Below are 15667 nucleotides of genomic sequence, written 5' to 3'. Positions count from 1 at the left end.
GGAAACAGCTTACTTTTTAGCGAGAATGCTTATCATGCGTGTTCATATGGGAAACGGATCCATTCCCATGGCAAACGCAGAACATCCATTGCAGGAGCGCGAACATGGCCGTTGCACCCGGTTCTTCCCAGTCCTATCGCTTGCCGTGCCACGCACCACGCGAGCACAGCCAGGCCCCGGGCGGCGGGTCACGCCAGCAGTTGCCCGAGATTCTGGGCGATTGCCATTTCGAGAGCCTGCCCTTGGCTCAGGGCCTGACCCTGGTGCGCTCGCGCTATCACCCCAATCGCCCCTTGATCGAGGAGGCCAGCAGTTGCCACGCAGGCCGCTTGCTGGTGATCACCTGCGCCCTGCAAGGTACTTCGGGCTACCTGGATGCCAAGGGTTCGAGCCTGGCGTTTCGCGCCGGACACACCACCGTCACCGCCTTCCAGGCCAGCCGAGGCGAACGCCGTTATGGCGCCAATGAAACGGTGGCGCAACTGCGCCTGCTGGTGGGCGAAGCCCTGCTCCAGCAGTACCTGGGCCCCGCCCGGGCTCACCAGTTGCTGGGCCAGGACGCCTTGCAACTGTTGGCCTGCGGGCCCACTTCCCGGGCCAGTGCCGGCCATCTCAGTGCACTGGCCCAACCCTTGGGCCTGCAGCAGCCACCGACGCTGGAGCTGCATATCCACGCCCTGAGCCTGCTGTCCTTGCAATTGCAGGCCCTGGCACCCGCCCCTGTCGTCCCGGGCCGGCACCTGAAGGCCGCCGATCTTGAACGGCTGCAGCGGGTGCGCGACCTGATGTTCGAGCAGATGCACCAGCCCTTGAGCGTGGCCTACCTGTGCGCCGCTGTGGGTCTCAACGAGTTCAAGCTCAAGCAGGGCCTGCGCGAGCACTACAACACCACACCGCAGCGCATGCTCCTGGAAATCCGCATGGGTCATGCCCACCGCCTGCTGGAAGGCGGCTGCCAAGTGGCCCAGGCGGCCTATCAGGTGGGCTACCGCTTTCCCGGCAACTTCAGCGCGGCCTTTACCCGGTTCTATGGCAAGCCACCCAAGTCGGTGTTCGGCCCCCGGCGCTGAACCTTGGGTAAAACACTGGCGCCGCGAGGGCTTTGCGTCTATTTCTGGTAGGCGTCCCTGGCCACTGGAAACGAGTGCAGCCCATGATCGACCGCCCTACTGCCCCATTGTTCGAACAACTCGCCGCCGCCATGCACGGCCAGCCGTTCATGGTCCTGACCGGGGCCGGCATCAGCACCCCGTCGGGCATCCCCGACTACCGCGACAGCGAAGGCGTGCGCCGCGGCAAGCAGCCGATGATGTACCAGGAGTTCGTCAGCGAGGCCAACGCCCGTCGTCGCTACTGGGCCCGGGCCATGCTCGGCTGGCCGCGCATTCGCCAGGCCCGACCGAATGCCGCGCACCAGGCGTTGGCGCAATTGCAGGCCGCAGGCCGGATCGCCGGGGTGATCACTCAGAATGTCGATGCCCTGCACGACGAGGCCGGCAGCCTGGAGGTCATCGAGCTCCACGGCAGCCTGCAGCGGGTCTTGTGCCTGGACTGCGGCCAGCGCAGCCAGCGGGAGGCCATCCAGCAGCAACTGGAGGCGCACAACCCTTACCTGGCCGGCGTTGACGCGGTGCAGGCGCCGGACGGCGACACCCTGCTGGACCCGGCCTTCGAGGAACGCTTTCAGGTGCCCCACTGCCCCTACTGCAATGGCTCGCGATTGAAACCCGATGTGGTGTTCTTCGGCGAGAACGTGGCCGCGGCCACCGCTGCCCGGGCCTTGAGCGCCGTGCACGAAGCCGCAGGCCTGCTGGTGGTGGGTTCGTCGCTGATGGCCTATTCGGCGTTCCGCCTGTGCCGCGCCGTGGCCGAGCAAGGCAAGCCGCTGCTGGCCATAAACTTCGGCAAGACCCGCGCCGACGAGCTGCTGGACCTCAAGCTCGGCGAGCCCTGTGACCTGTTGCTGCCCCAGTTGGCCGAACGTCTGCTGCGTTGAGCCTCAGAGTAGCGCCAGGCGCTGGCCGAGGTTTTCCTCGCGCAGGATGTCGAACAGCGCCTGGGCCGCGGTGGACAGCTCGTCCCCCGGCTTGGTCAGTACACCAATGGCCCGCTCCACCACCGGATCATGCAGGGTCAGGCAGTGCCCGCCCAGCTCGCGCATCTGCTGGGCGCACAGCGCCGGCACCGCACTCACCCCCAGGCCGCTGGCGACCATGCGCCCCACGGTCGCCAACTGGTGGCTTTCAAACTCCACCGGCAGTTGCACGCCCCGTGCCCGCAGGTGATCTTCGAGCATCACCCGCACCGTGGACGGCCGCTGCAAGGTGATGAAGGGCTCCTGCAACAGCGCCTGCCAGTCGATCTCGCTGCGCCGGGCCAGGGGCGAATCCCGGGGCACCACGGCGACAAAGCGGTCGATGTACAGCGGGGTGAACACCAGCGAGGTGCTGTCCTGGGGCTCGAACGCCACCCCCAGCTCCACCTCGCGATCACGGACCATCTCCAGCACCTGCTCGTTGACCACGTCGTTGACCGTGACGTTGACCTGGGGATAGCGGGCCCGAAAGTGCTTGAGGATCGGCGGCAGCAGGTTGCCGGCAAAGGACGGCATCGCCGCCAGGGTCACCCGGCCTCGCTGCAGGGTGAAACGCTGGCGCAGTTCGTCCTCGGCGTTGTCCCAGTCGGCGATCAGACGCCGCGCCAGGGGCAGCAGGGCCTCGCCTTCCGGGGTCAGGGCCACATTGCGCGTATTGCGCGTGAACAGGCGCCCACCCAGGCCTTCCTCCAGCGCCTTGATCGTCAGGCTCAGGGCCGACTGCGACAGGTGCAGCCGTTCGCAGGCCAGGGCAAAGCTCAAACTGTGGGCCACGGCCAGAAATGCCCGTATCTGTTTAACCGTCATCTGCCATTCTCTTGGGTGTATGCCGCCCTGGATTATGCTGCTTTTCCAATCAATCAACCTTAAAAATCAACTTAACAAATCAATCCCGCAGCGCAACACTGGCCCGCAAACGGCTGGCCAGCCGCCAACGAACAAGAAAGAGGAAGGTGCAAATGGCAGGTTTCGACAAGCGCGTGGCGTCCTACGAGGAAGCCCTGGAAGGTCTGCAAGACGGCATGACCGTGATCGCCGGCGGCTTCGGCCTGTGCGGTATCCCCGAAAACCTGATCGCCGAGATCAAGCGCCGCGGTACCCGCGACCTGACCGTGGTGTCCAACAACTGCGGGGTCGACGGTTTCGGCCTGGGCGTGCTCCTGGAAGACCGCCAGATCAGCAAGGTGATCGCTTCCTACGTGGGTGAAAACGCCCTGTTCGAGAAGCAGTTGCTCAGCGGCGAGATCGAAGTGGTACTGACCCCCCAGGGCACCCTGGCAGAAAAAATGCGCGCCGGCGGCGCCGGGATCCCGGCCTTCTTCACCGCCACCGGCGTCGGCACCCCGGTGGCCGACGGCAAGGAGACCCGCGAATTCAAGGGCCGCACCTACCTGATGGAAGAGTCCATCACCGGTGACTTCGCCATCGTCAAGGGCTGGAAGGCCGACCACTTCGGCAACGTGGTCTACCGCCACACCGCACAGAACTTCAACCCCCTGGCGGCCACCGCCGGCAAGATCACCGTGGTCGAAGTGGAAGAAATCGTCGAACCGGGCGAGCTGGACCCGACGCAGATCCACACCCCCGGCATCTACGTCGACCGGGTCATCTGCGGCACCTTCGAGAAGCGCATCGAACAGCGCACCGTGCGCAAGTGATCGCCCTTCCCCAGCCCGACTAAAAGGACAACAAACATGGCTCTTACCCGCGAACAAATGGCTCAGCGCGTCGCCCGCGAACTGCAGGACGGCTTCTACGTCAACCTCGGCATCGGCATCCCGACCCTGGTGGCCAACTACATCCCCGACGGCATGGAAGTCATGCTGCAGTCGGAAAACGGCCTCCTGGGCATGGGCGCCTTCCCCACCGAGGACGAAGTCGACGCCGACATGATCAACGCCGGCAAACAGACGGTGACCGCGCGCATCGGCGCCTCGATCTTCTCGTCCGCCGAATCCTTCGCGATGATCCGCGGCGGCCATATCGACCTGACCGTGCTCGGCGCCTTCGAAGTGGACGTGCAAGGCAACATCGCCTCCTGGATGATCCCCGGCAAGCTGGTCAAGGGCATGGGCGGCGCCATGGACCTGGTGGCCGGTGCCGAGAACATCATCGTCACCATGACCCACGCCTCGAAAGACGGCGAATCCAAACTGCTCAGCCGCTGCAGCCTGCCGCTGACCGGCGCCCAGTGCATCAAGCGCGTGCTCACCGATCTGGCGTACCTGGAGATCGAGAACGGCGCCTTCATCCTCAAGGAGCGCGCCCCCGGGGTCAGCGTCGAGGAAATCGTCAGCAAGACCGCCGGCAAGCTGATCGTGCCGGACCACGTGCCTGAAATGCAGTTCGCCTGAGGAGCCCCATCATGCAAGACGTCGTCATCGTTGCCGCCACCCGTACCGCCGTGGGCAGTTTCCAGGGCTCCCTGGCGGGCATTCCCGCCGTTGACCTGGGCGCCGCCGTGATCCGCCAACTGCTGGCCCAGACCGGCATCGACCCGGCCCAGGTCGACGAAGTGATCATGGGCCAGGTGCTCACCGCCGGCGCCGGGCAGAACCCCGCCCGCCAGGCCGCGATCAAGGCCGGCCTGCCCCACGCCGTGCCCGCCATGACCCTGAACAAGGTCTGCGGCTCGGGTCTCAAGGCCCTGCACCTGGGCGCCCAGGCCATCCGCTGCGGCGATGCCGAGGTGATCATCGCCGGCGGCCAGGAAAACATGAGCCTGTCCAACTACGTGCTGCCCGGCGCCCGCACCGGCCTGCGCATGGGCCACAGCCAGATGGTCGACTCCATGATCAGCGACGGCCTGTGGGATGCCTTCAACGACTACCACATGGGCATCACCGCCGAGAACCTGGTGGAGAAATACGGCATCAGCCGTGAAGCCCAGGACGCCTTCGCCGCCGCTTCCCAACACAAAGCCGCAGCGGCCATCGAGGCCGGGCGCTTTGTCGACGAGATCACCCCGATCCAGATTCCCCAGCGCAAGGGCGAGCCGCTGACCTTCGCCACCGACGAGCAGCCACGCCCCGGCACCACCGCCGAGGCCCTGGCCAAGCTCAAGCCGGCGTTCAAGAAAGACGGCAGCGTCACCGCCGGCAACGCCTCGGCGCTGAACGACGGCGCTGCCGCGGTGATGCTGATGAGCGCCAGCAAGGCCCGGGCCCTGGGCCTGCCGGTGCTGGCAAAAATTGCCGCCTACGCCAACGCCGGCGTCGACCCGGCGATCATGGGCATCGGCCCGGTCTCGGCCACCCGCCGCTGCCTGGACAAGGCCGGCTGGACCCTGGACCAGCTGGACCTGATCGAAGCCAACGAAGCCTTCGCCGCGCAGTCGCTGTCGGTGGCCCAGGAACTGGAATGGGACGCCAGCAAGGTCAACGTCAACGGCGGTGCGATCGCCATCGGCCACCCGATTGGTGCATCGGGCTGCCGGGTGCTGGTGACCCTGCTGCATGAAATGATCAAGCGTGATGCCAAAAAGGGCCTGGCGACCCTGTGCATCGGCGGCGGCCAGGGCGTGGCCCTGGCGATCGAGCGCTAACCTCCGCGCAAAACCGCCCTCCTTGTAGGAGCTGGCTTGCCAGCGAAGGCGCCCGTGAGAGCGCCTTCGCCAGCAAGCTGGCTCCTACGGGGAATGCGTGCGCAGGATGGTCTTTGCCAGCGAGTTTTTCCCGCTATGCCAGGTCCAGCTGTACGCCATCCACGGCACCATCGACTGTCCATTGGCGAGCCCAGTCGCTGTCTTGAACCACACTGCTATGGCCCTGGTAGACGACGCTCAACTGGGCAGCCTGGGCAGCATTGGCATTGCAGATCAGATACAGGTCGGCACTGGCATCCGCTTGCAGGACATAAAGAACCACGTTTCCTTGGGCAGGTATGTTGACGTTGGCCAGGTTGTTGCCCTGGGCGGTATTCCTGATGGCGACTTGCTGCGCAGCGGCGGTGTTGTTGCGTGCGTGAATGGCAATAGGCATTTTATTTGACTCCAGAACTGGTCAGGGGATTGAGTCGCTACGGTCCGGGCCTGCACCTGAGGCTTGTCACAAGATCAGCCGACCGCAGGGCTATCCTCGGTAACTGTCTGCCGCCATACGAGAGGGACATGTTTCCCTGAAGCGCCAACACACCCTCTTCACCAACAAGCTGAACATTGGGCCACGCCCCCATCAGCCTGAGCGATTCACCCCTTGCCCTCCCTGCACTATCCGCCCGACCTGCTCTTGCAGTGCCTTGGCCTGGGTGCGCAGGGCTTCACTGAAACCCTCGACAAAACTCGACGAGGGCCGGTAATCCGGGCGGATCAGCATCACCCGATAGGGCACCGACAGCTGCAACGGTCGGATCGCCAGACCGCGCCCGGCCTCTTCCATGGCACTCAAGGGGTTGATGATCGCCACCCCGAGCCGCTGGCGCACCATGGCGCACACCGAAGCTGCGTTGGTGGTTTCCACCACTATCCGGCGATCCACCCCGGCCTGGCGAAAATGCTCATCCAGGGTCTGGCGGTAGATATCCAGGCCCGAGAGGTTGATGAAGTCCTGGCCGCGAAAATCCGCAAGCGCCAGCCGTGGCCTGGCCAGCAGCGGATGGTCGTCCGCGAGGATGCAGACCATGTCGGCGCAGAACAGCAGTTCGCCCTGGGTGCCCCGGGGCAGGTGCTCGCTTTCGGTCAGGCCCAGGTCATGGCGCTGGGCACTGAGGGCCTCTTCCAACAGCGGCGATTCCTGGGCGGTGATGCTCAGGCCGATGCCCGGGTGCTGCGCCTGGAACTGCTTGCACACCGGCGGCAGCAGGGTCTGGGAGAACAGCGGCAGGCAGCTCAGGCTCAACTGGCCGTGCTCGAAGCGGCGGATCGACTGGGCCACGCTGTTGATCCGCTCCAGCCCCACATAGGCCCGCTCGACTTCCTCCAGCAACAGCAGGGCCTGGGCCGTGGGCAGCAGGCGCCCGCCTTCACGATCGAACAGGCGCAAGCCGGAAAGCGTTTCCAGCCGGGCCAGCTCGCGACTCACGGTGGGCTGCGAAGTAAACAGCAGGCGCGCGGCGCCGGTGACGCTGCCGGCCTGCATGATGGCGCGGAACACTTCGATGTGCCGCAGGGAGATGTCCATGGCGGGAAACTCGCTTAATCAACCAGCCCATATCAAATATGAATATCTTGGCAAAGAATAGATATTTTCTTGAATAAACACCAACGGGCATGCTGCCTCCATTCCCACTGATCACAGATTGCATTCGCCATGGCCATTCCATTTTCCCCCGCTCAACTTGTCGCCGCCGCCCGCCAGTACGGCACTCCACTGTGGTGCTATGACGCTGCCACCATCCAGGCGCGCATCGCCCAGTTGCAGGCGTTCGACGTGGTGCGCTACGCCCAGAAGGCCTCGTCCAACCTGCACCTGCTGCGCCTGATCCGCGAGGCCGGGGTACGGGTCGATGCGGTGTCCCTGGGGGAAATCGAACGCGCCCTGCTGGCCGGCTTCAGCCCGGTGGATGCCGGCATCGTCTTCACCTGCGACCTGTTCGACGAGGCCACCCTGGCCCGGGTGGTGGAACTGCAGGTGGAAGTCAACGCCGGCTCCATCGACATGCTCCGCCAACTGGGGGAGAAATCCCCGGGGCACCGGGTCTGGCTGCGGATCAACCCGGGCTTCGGCCACGGCCACAGCCGCAAGACCAACACCGGTGGCGAAAACAGCAAGCACGGCATCTGGCACGACCAGATGAGCGAAGCCCTGGCAGTGATCCGCCAGCATGGCCTGCACCTGGTGGGCCTGCACATGCACATCGGTTCCGGGGTCGACTACGACCACCTGGAACAGGTGGGCGCAGCCATGGTGGCGGCGGTGAAATCCCTGGACCACGACCTCGAGGCCTTCTCCATCGGCGGCGGCCTGTCCACCCCCTACCGCGAGGGCGACACCCCGGTGGACGTGCAGCGTTACGCCAATGCCTGGAAAGTGGCGCGCCAGGAGATCGAGGCCTACCTGGGCCACGGCGTGCGCATGGAGATCGAACCGGGGCGCTTCCTGGTGGCCGAGGCCGGCTGCCTGGTCAGCGAAGTGCGGGTGGTGAAGACCGCCGGCCAGCATCACTTCGTGCTGGTGGACACCGGGTTCAACGACCTGATGCGCCCGGCCATGTACGGCGCCTACCACGGCATGAGCCTGCTGGACGCCGCCGGCCACCCGGTGGAGCGCCCGCAACAGCTGACCGTGGTCGGCGGCCCGCTGTGCGAGTCCGGCGACATCTTCACCCAGGACGACGAATGCCTGACCCCGCGCCCCCTGCCCCAGGCCCGGGTCGGCGACCTGCTGGTACTGCACGACACCGGCGCCTATGGCGCCAGCATGTCCTCCAACTACAACAGCCGCCCGCTGCTGCCGGAGGTGCTGTTCGAGAACGGCCAGCCGAGACTGATCCGCCGCCGCCAGCCACTGGCGGACCTGCTGGCGCTGGAACTGGGGCTGTAAGCCGCCCCTGGGTACTGACTGGCAAAGGGACACAGGGCACCCAGGCCCTGTGTTCGCCCAACCGCGTGTTCGAGGCGCCCCCTGCCCTGGCAGCACTGAAAGTGCTTGTCCAGCCCGTTCCGTGGACAACGCTCCCCCCTTGAACTAAGAGTTAGGAGCCAGGAGTTCCTGGGCAAGGGAGAGCGCCATGTGCGAAGCAGACAAGGGCAAGAAAGAGCCTGGCAAGAGCGAGGGCGGCAGCGGGCTCACCTCGATCCTCAACCTCATTCCCAGCGTCTATTACGATCTGATTGCACGGATCTGCCCGGGCATGGCGTTCTGGATCGTCCTGGCCTTCAAGTACCCCCACGAACAGCTGCAACCCCCCGATATTCTCGGCGGCGCCCTGTTGTTCGTGCTGATCATCCTCAGCTACGTGTCCGGTATCGTCTTCACCGGCTTCGCCCCGCTCTGGGACTGGCTATCCATCGCTACGCTGAACCGCTGCAGGTTCCTGGCGGCGCTGGTAGGCCTGGCAGATGCCCCGGCATCCTCCAGCTTCGCCAGGTGGAAGGCGGTGACCAGGCAACTGGATGAAGTCATCCAGGCAGATGACGGCGCCGGCAAGACCCTGGTCAAGGCGATGGCGGAGGTCAGCCTCTGCCAAAACCTGTTGACCGGCTGTATCGCCCTGGCCCTGATCGAAATCGGCTTCAGCGCCTGTGGGGCGCTGTCCATGGCCCAGCATCCCGGGTTCAACGGCTTTAGCGTCCTGGCCCTGCTCGTGGCGATGTACATGCGCCAGATGATGTTTCTCGGGCGGGTGAGCCATCTGCACCAACTCCATGTGACAGGCCACTAGAGCAGGTGCACCCGGGCCAGCCCCGCTACCAGGGCATCAGTTGCAGCCGCTCCGGCTGGTCGTTGACGCTATCGTCCTGCTAGCGGGTCACCAGGGGCTCGCCGTCGGTGCCGTAGAACTGCACCTGCATTTCGGCGGTGTCGGGGTGCAGGTCCAGGCGGGCGAAGTTGTCGGCCTGGGTAAAGGCCCAGGTGCGGTAGTCCATGGTGCCCGGGACATTTTTCAGGGCAAAGCTGTCCGGGGTCTGGGGGGCGCGCGAGTCATGCACGTAGCCGGCAGGGTCGCCGTCGGCAAAGGGGAACGGCCAATAGAAGGCTGACGAGGTGACCGCATGAGCCTTGATGCCCTGGGCTCCGCCACTGAACTGCAACCGGGAAATGTTCGAGCAATGAATGTCGCCGGACAGGAACACCACGTTCTGCACCTGGTACAGGGCGATGGTTTCCAGCACGGTGCTGCGGGTGCCGGGAAACGCCGACCAGGAGTCGCTCTGGTTCTTGCGCCGCTCGTAGCGCGGGCCCTCGCCCGCGGTATCCACGCCATTGGGTACAAAGACGCTGGACGTCACCACGAACTTGGGGGTGTTGCCCCGGTCCTCCTGCATATGCCGCAACCAGGCGCACAAGCGATCCAACTGGCCGGGTTCGGCCGGGTGCAGTGAGGGTCGGCCCAGCAGGTGGTTGTCCTGCAGGGCGCCGGGCACATCATCGACAAAGCGCTGGGTACGGGTATCCAGCACGAAGAACGGGTAGTTGGAACAGGAAAAGTCGTAGAACAGCTGCTTGACCGAACGGTGCTTGAGGTACTGATCGTTGCCGGACATCGCACGGTTCTGCACATAGCTGTCCTCGAAGCGCGGCCCATGGCTCCACTGGTAGCTCATGTAGGCGCCCATCGCCCAGTTGAACAGGGTGCGCTTGCTACCGTTCTTGTCGATGCGGTCCTGCGTTCAGTTGTCCTCGATCTCGTGGTCGTCGAGGATCATGTAGGTGGGTTTGTGCGCCAGCAGACGACTGATGAAGGGCGAGCCGGCGTCCTCGGACAGCCGGTTGCGCCCGGCGCTGAGCAAGGCCAGCAGCATCAGCAGCGCCGCCACGCCAAAGGTCCAGTGCATGCCGCGGGACACGGCCTCGACGCCGGCCTGCGGCCCCGAGCCCCAGGCGAACAGTGCGCCCATGGCCGCCGCGCCACTGATCAGCCCGAGGTTGCGCGACAGGCTCAGCAACCCCGCCGTCAGCCCGCGCTGCTGCGGCGCCACATCACGCATCACCAGGCTGTTGTTGGCCGTCTGGAACAGCGCGTAGCTGGCGGTGACCAGGGCCAGCGGCAGCAGGTAGCCTGCCAGCCCCAGGCTCCGGGGCAGCAGCGCCAGCAGGCCCAGGCCGCCACACAACCCCAGCAGGCCGAGCCGGGACAGCGGCCGGGCACCGTAACGGTCCACCAGACGCCCGGCGGGGGCGCCGCACAGGGTCGCCACCAGCGGCCCCAGGGACAGGCTCAGGCCCACTGCCAGGCTCCCGAGCCCCAGCCCCCGGGCCAGGTAGAACGGCCCCACCACCAGGGTGGTCATGATCACCGTCGACACCAGCAGGCTCAGCCACAGGCTGCTGCGCAGTTGTGGCCGGCGCAGCAGGGCCGGCTGGAACAGCGGCGCGGCGGCCCGGCGCTCGACACGCACCAAGAGCGCGACCCCGACCACGCTGGCCACCAGCAGGCCCAGGTTCAACGGCGCCAGCAAGTTGTGCCCCAGGGTCAGGGCCAGGGCATAGGCGCCCAGGCTCAAGGCCAGCAGCAGGCTGCCCGGCACATCGAAGGCACTGGCCGACGCCACAGGCCGGTCCGGCGGCAGGCAACGCCAGGCCAGTAACAGCGCCACCAACCCCAGGGGCACATTGACCAGGAACATCCAGCGCCAGCCGACGCTGGCCAGTATCAGGCCGCCGAGGGCCGGGCCCAGGGTGGTGCCCAGGGCCGACATACTGCCCAGCCAGCCCATCGCGGCCCCGATGCGGGCCTTGGGCAGCGCGTCACCCACCAGGGCCATGCTCAGGGCCAGCATTACCGCCGCCCCCAGGCCTTGCAGCGTGCGGGCCGCCAGCAGCCAGCCCAGGCCAGGGGCCAGGCCGCAGCACAGCGAGGCCAAGGTGAACAGGGCTATCCCCGCCAGCAGCGCCCGGCGCCGGCCCCACTGGTCCCCCAGGCGCCCGGCGCTGGCGATCAGGGTGGTAATGGCCAGCAGGTAGGCCAGGACAATCCATTGCACCTGCTGGAACGACGCCTCAAGGGTCTGGGCCAGGCTCGGCAGCGCGGCATTGGCGATGCTGGTGTCCAGGGACGGCATCAGCATCGCCAGCGACAGGCTGGCCAGGGCCCAGCGCGCACGGGGCGCCAGGGCTTCCTGGGGGGCGGTTTGGGGGGCGGCTTGGGACTCGGGAATGGGCATCGCACAGGCTCCGGCAAGGTGATGCCCGCCAGCCTAGGGCCAGCCGTGACCAGGCGGAAGGCGCAGCCTTTGCAGTTAATTGATGCATTCAACGCCATGCCAGCTGCCTGCGTGCTACATTGCGCCGATGTCGACTCCCGATCTGAACCTGCTGCTGACCCTGGACGTACTGCTGGCCGAAGGCAGCGTGGCGCGGGCTGCCCAGCGCCTGCATCTGAGCCCCTCGGCCATGAGCCGGGCGCTGGCCCGCCTGCGCCAGGCCACCGGCGACCCGCTGCTGGTGCGCGCCGGGCGCGGCCTGGTACCCACCCCTCGGGCCCTGGAGCTGCGCCAGCGCATCGGCCAACTGGTGGCAGACGCCCAGGCCACCCTGCGCCCGGCCGAGCAGATCGACCTTGGCCGCCTGCAGCGCACCTTCACGCTGCGCAGCCGTGATGGTTTCGTCGAGAATTTCGGCCCGGCGCTGGTCAGTCGCCTGCGGGCTGAAGCGCCCGGGGTGCGGGTGCATTTCGTACCCAAGCTGGACCGCGACAGCCAGCCCCTGCGCGATGCCAGCGTCGACCTGGAAACCGCGGTGATCGACGCCGACACCAGCCCCGAGTTGCGCACCCGGGCGCTGTTTCGCGATCGCTTTATCGGCGTGGTCCGCGCCGGCCACCCCTTGAGCCGGGGGCCGGTAAGCCTGGATGCCTACGTGGCTGGCGAACATATCCTCGCCGCCCACCAGGGCCATGCTCATGGGCGCATGGACGAGGCCCTGAAAGCCCTGGGCCTGGAACGACAGATCGTCACCCTGGTCAGCGGTTTTTCCGCCGCCCTGGCCCTGGCCCGGGGTTCGGACCTGATCGCCATGGTGCCCGAGCGCCACACCAGCAACCTGCGGCACGGCCTGCACGGTTTCAGCCTGCCGGTGCCCCTGCCGGAGATGACCATCTCCCTGCTCTGGCACCCGCGCATGGAGGCCGACCCGGCCCATCGCTGGTTGCGCCAGGTGGTGCACGAGCTGTGCAGCCAGAGCGCCGTCCCCGACCATCAGCCCGGCTGATCCACAACTTCATTAGCGAGATCCTGCATGTCTTCCAGCTCCCTGCGCCTGCTCTCCCTGAATCACCTGCCCGCTGCCGCCGCGTTGCTCTGGGGGCTGTCCCTGGCAATCGTCCGGGCCTGGCAACCGATAGATTATTTCTGGGAGAACTTCGCCGCCTACTGGCTGCCCCAGGGGCTGATTCTCGGCCTGCTGCTGTGCACCCGGCCCACGCCGGCGCTGTTCACCGGCGTGGCCCTGGCCCTGGCCGCGCACCTGCAACTGTTCTGCCTGTGGATCAGTTCCCCGGAAGGCGCCTTGGGCTGGCTGTTCTATCTGTTCGACTTTCCCGGCGCGCTGATCGGCGCCGCCATCGCCCGCTTCCTGGCCACGCGCGTGGCTCCCGGCAAGCCGTTGATCAATGGCCTGCTGGGGCTCGGCTGGGTGTCGTTGGGGCTGTTGCTGAACTTCAAGCTGATGATGTACAGCCAGATCTGATACGGGCCGGCGAATGCGGCCGGGGGGGACTGAAACCCGCCCGGGCCACCGACGGCCCGGGCAGACAATGCCTCAGTGGTGGCCCTGGCTGAGGTTCGACAAGCGCCCGGACAGGGCCTGCATGGCCTCGCTGACCTTGTCCAGGGCCTGGGCGTCCCGGGCGTTGTCCTCGCTGATGCCGTGGATGCGCACCGCCAGTTCGTTGATCTCCTGGGTCACGTGGCTCTGCTGCTGGGCCGCCACGGCAATCTGCTGCGCCCGCTGGGAAATATCGTCGAAGCTGGTCACCGTGCTGGACAGCGCATCCGATGCACCGGACGCCTCGCCCACCGCCTGGCGGGTTCGTGTTTCGCCGGCCTGGATCGCCTGCACCGCCTGACGCGAGGCCTGCTGCAAGTCGTTGATCATGCCGCTGATCTCGTTGGCCGAGGTCTGGGTGCGGCCGGCCAGGGTCCGCACTTCGTCCGCCACCACGGCAAAGCCCCGGCCCTGCTCCCCGGCCCGGGCCGCTTCGATGGCGGCGTTCAGCGCCAGCAGGTTGGTCTGCTCGGAGATCGCCTTGATCACATCCAGCACCGCGCCGACCTGCTGGCTGTCCTGCTCCAGGCGCTGGATCACTGCCGCCGCCTCGGCCATTTCCGCGGACAACTGCTGGATCGACTGGCTGTTGGCATCGACCTTGTGCTGGCCCTCCTGCACCACCACCAGGGACTGGCGCGCGGTGTCGGCGCAGTTGTTGGTGTTCTGCGCCACTTCCAGGGCACTGGAGGACATCTCGGTGATGGCCGTGGCCAACTGGGTGTTCTCCTGGCGCTGCTGCTCGGCACGCTGGGCCAGGGTGCTGCTGAGTTGACCCAGGCGCGCGGCTTCGTTCTGCAACTGCCGGGCTTCGCTGGCGATCTTCTGCAGCATTTGCCGCAACTGCCCGGCATAGCGGTTCACCGCGGCGCGCAAGGCGCCGATCTCGTCGGCCCGGGCCACGTGCAGCTCGGCGTTGTCGCTGGCCTGGCCACTGCCCAGGGCATCGATCTGCCGGGTGGTTTCTTCCAGCTGGGCAATCAGCTTGTGCCCGGCCAGCCAGGCAAAGAACAGCAGCAGCGCCAGCAACGGCAGGAGGAACAGCAAGATCTCGGTGGTCATGGCCCGGGCCAGGCCGGTGACCTTCTGCTCCGGGGTCACCAGGCCGATGGTCCAGCCGCTGCCGGGCATGCTGAACAAGCTGACCCGCGCCGCTTCCTGCAAGCGCCCGTCCTCGTCCAGGTCCAGGCTGCGCACCTGCCCGGTCGGTGCCGGCTTGGCCAGGGCCTCGGCCACCGGAAGCAACCAGGGTTGCTGCTTGCTCAGGGCGTCGAAGCTGAGCATCTGGCCCCCGCCGCCGGCCTGGGCATCAGGGAAATACAGCACGTTGCCGGCCTGGTCCAGGGCGAAGGCATAGCCACCGGTGACCGCCCCCTGCTCCTTGAGGAAGCGCGCCAGGTCGTCCAGGCGCAGGTCGATGGTGGCGACCCCGGCAAAGGCGCCGTCCTGGCGATAGGGCACGCTGCAGGTGGTCATCGGCACCTGGGTCACCGGGTCCTGGTAGGCCTCGGACCACAGGCAACGGCCCGGCGCGCTGTTGCGGGCGCCGGTATACCAGGCTTCATGGTGATAACCGGCGCTGCCGGCGGCGTTGTAGTCATCTGAGAATGCCAGGGGCCCGGCATCGCTGCGGGCCCAGAAGAAACTGCGGCGCTCCACGCCGGGGGTGAAGGCATTGGGTTCTGGCCAGATGCCGCCCCCGGCGATCGCCTTGTCGCCTTCATGGTCGATCACCTTGGGCAGGGTAGCCATGACCAGCGCCTGCTCCTTGGGCAGCCCTTCCAGCAGGTGGGCCATGCTCGCGGTCACCCCTTCGATGCCCGCCAACTGCAACGCCAGCTGGCGAACGATGGCGCTGCCGGTCTGCTCGATCAGTGCCGAGCTTGCCTCCACCACTTTGGGCTGCCCCCGTAAGGTCATCACGGCAAATACCGCCAACGCCGTGAACAGCAACAGCAACACACTGCCGAGGGTCAAACGATGAGACAGACGAACCGGTAGCAAGGCCATGACGAACTCCATATCAATAGGCATTCAGAGCTTATCGACCGGATGCCTGCTTCCCTTGAACAAAGAGTGATGCCGTTCACTTTTTTTGTCAGCGCAACAGGCGGGAGTACACCTGGAGAGGGGCGACTCAGGCAGCGCTCTCGGTAGCCGGGGCCCTGCCATCCTCGAAACAAGACCCCGGGCTACGGGCAGCCCGGGC

At 66.4% G+C, this 15667-nt stretch carries 15 protein-coding genes; 9 read left to right on the top strand and 6 right to left on the bottom strand.

All coding sequences use genetic code 11. The features are described from left to right. Positions 1–104: 104 nt before the first annotated feature. Positions 105–1070 (top strand): AraC family transcriptional regulator, encoded by a 966-nt coding sequence (locus tag KI242_RS12430; RefSeq protein WP_161466954.1) that lies wholly within the window; start codon positions 105–107, stop codon positions 1068–1070. A gap of 83 nt (positions 1071–1153) precedes the next feature. Beyond that, positions 1154–1996, top strand: a complete 843-nt coding sequence (locus KI242_RS12425) for an NAD-dependent protein deacetylase (RefSeq protein WP_053157671.1) — start codon at positions 1154–1156, stop codon at positions 1994–1996. 3 nt (positions 1997–1999) lie between these two features. On the opposite strand, the gene KI242_RS12420 is transcribed toward KI242_RS12425, so the two are convergent. Beyond that, positions 2000–2902: a LysR family transcriptional regulator gene (locus KI242_RS12420; RefSeq protein ID WP_015635104.1), complete on the bottom strand. Its 903-nt coding sequence runs from the start codon at positions 2900–2902 to the stop codon at positions 2000–2002. A 152-nt stretch (positions 2903–3054) separates the two neighbouring features. Here KI242_RS12420 and KI242_RS12415 point away from each other — a divergent pair, with 152 nt between their 5' ends. From KI242_RS12415 to KI242_RS12405, 3 genes are read left to right on the top strand one after another with little or no spacing between them, the layout of a single operon-like run. Beyond that, positions 3055–3753: a CoA transferase subunit A gene (locus KI242_RS12415; RefSeq protein WP_011060621.1), complete on the top strand. Its 699-nt coding sequence runs from the start codon at positions 3055–3057 to the stop codon at positions 3751–3753. A gap of 36 nt (positions 3754–3789) precedes the next feature. Next, positions 3790–4449: a 3-oxoacid CoA-transferase subunit B gene (locus tag KI242_RS12410; RefSeq protein ID WP_011060620.1), complete on the top strand. Its 660-nt coding sequence runs from the start codon at positions 3790–3792 to the stop codon at positions 4447–4449. Between the two features lie 11 nt (positions 4450–4460). Then, entirely contained in the window at positions 4461–5639 is a 1179-nt protein-coding gene (locus KI242_RS12405; RefSeq protein WP_212806208.1) for an acetyl-CoA C-acetyltransferase, read from the top strand. Positions 5640–5772: 133 nt separating this feature from the next. On the opposite strand, the gene KI242_RS12400 is transcribed toward KI242_RS12405, so the two are convergent. Together KI242_RS12400 and KI242_RS12395 are read right to left on the bottom strand one after the other, a co-directional pair. Then, the gene (locus KI242_RS12400) at positions 5773–6075 is read right to left on the bottom strand and encodes a hypothetical protein (protein WP_015635102.1); all 303 of its coding nucleotides are present in this window, start codon (positions 6073–6075) and stop codon (positions 5773–5775) included. Between the two features lie 192 nt (positions 6076–6267). After that, entirely contained in the window at positions 6268–7212 is a 945-nt protein-coding gene (locus tag KI242_RS12395) for a LysR family transcriptional regulator (protein ID WP_015635101.1), read from the bottom strand. 129 nt (positions 7213–7341) lie between these two features. Here KI242_RS12395 and lysA point away from each other — a divergent pair, with 129 nt between their 5' ends. Continuing rightward, positions 7342–8574 carry a diaminopimelate decarboxylase gene (gene lysA / locus KI242_RS12390; RefSeq protein ID WP_207239044.1) on the top strand — a complete coding sequence of 411 codons (1233 nt, stop codon included), beginning with the start codon at positions 7342–7344 and terminating at the stop codon, positions 8572–8574. 187 nt (positions 8575–8761) lie between these two features. After that, complete coding sequence (locus KI242_RS12385; RefSeq protein ID WP_212806207.1) at positions 8762–9415, top strand: hypothetical protein; 654 nt, start codon at positions 8762–8764, stop codon at positions 9413–9415. 79 nt (positions 9416–9494) lie between these two features. Here the strand turns inward: KI242_RS12385 and KI242_RS12380 are convergent, their stop codons facing one another. Both KI242_RS12380 and KI242_RS12375 read right to left on the bottom strand, forming a co-directional pair. After that, positions 9495–10298 carry an alkaline phosphatase D family protein gene (locus KI242_RS12380; protein ID WP_212806206.1) on the bottom strand — a complete coding sequence of 268 codons (804 nt, stop codon included), beginning with the start codon at positions 10296–10298 and terminating at the stop codon, positions 9495–9497. A gap of 66 nt (positions 10299–10364) precedes the next feature. Beyond that, positions 10365–11858 carry an MFS transporter gene (locus KI242_RS12375; RefSeq protein WP_212806205.1) on the bottom strand — a complete coding sequence of 498 codons (1494 nt, stop codon included), beginning with the start codon at positions 11856–11858 and terminating at the stop codon, positions 10365–10367. Positions 11859–11985: 127 nt separating this feature from the next. On the opposite strand from KI242_RS12375, the gene KI242_RS12370 reads away from it, so the two are divergent. Then, on the top strand, positions 11986–12903 hold the full coding sequence (locus tag KI242_RS12370) for a LysR family transcriptional regulator (protein WP_212806204.1): 918 nt from the start codon (positions 11986–11988) through the stop codon (positions 12901–12903). A 27-nt stretch (positions 12904–12930) separates the two neighbouring features. Further along, positions 12931–13380 (top strand): hypothetical protein, encoded by a 450-nt coding sequence (locus KI242_RS12365; RefSeq protein WP_015635096.1) that lies wholly within the window; start codon positions 12931–12933, stop codon positions 13378–13380. A gap of 72 nt (positions 13381–13452) precedes the next feature. Here KI242_RS12365 and KI242_RS12360 read toward each other — a convergent pair whose 3' ends face one another. After that, on the bottom strand, positions 13453–15492 hold the full coding sequence (locus KI242_RS12360; RefSeq protein ID WP_233447059.1) for a methyl-accepting chemotaxis protein: 2040 nt from the start codon (positions 15490–15492) through the stop codon (positions 13453–13455). Between the last annotated feature and the right edge of the window lie 175 nt (positions 15493–15667).

Origin of the sequence: Pseudomonas sp. Eqa60 (assembly GCF_018326405.1) — a bacterium.
GTDB lineage: Bacteria > Pseudomonadota > Gammaproteobacteria > Pseudomonadales > Pseudomonadaceae > Aquipseudomonas > Aquipseudomonas protegens.
Note: the sequence above shows the minus strand (reverse complement) of the source record. Positions and strands in the feature narration are given on the sequence as shown.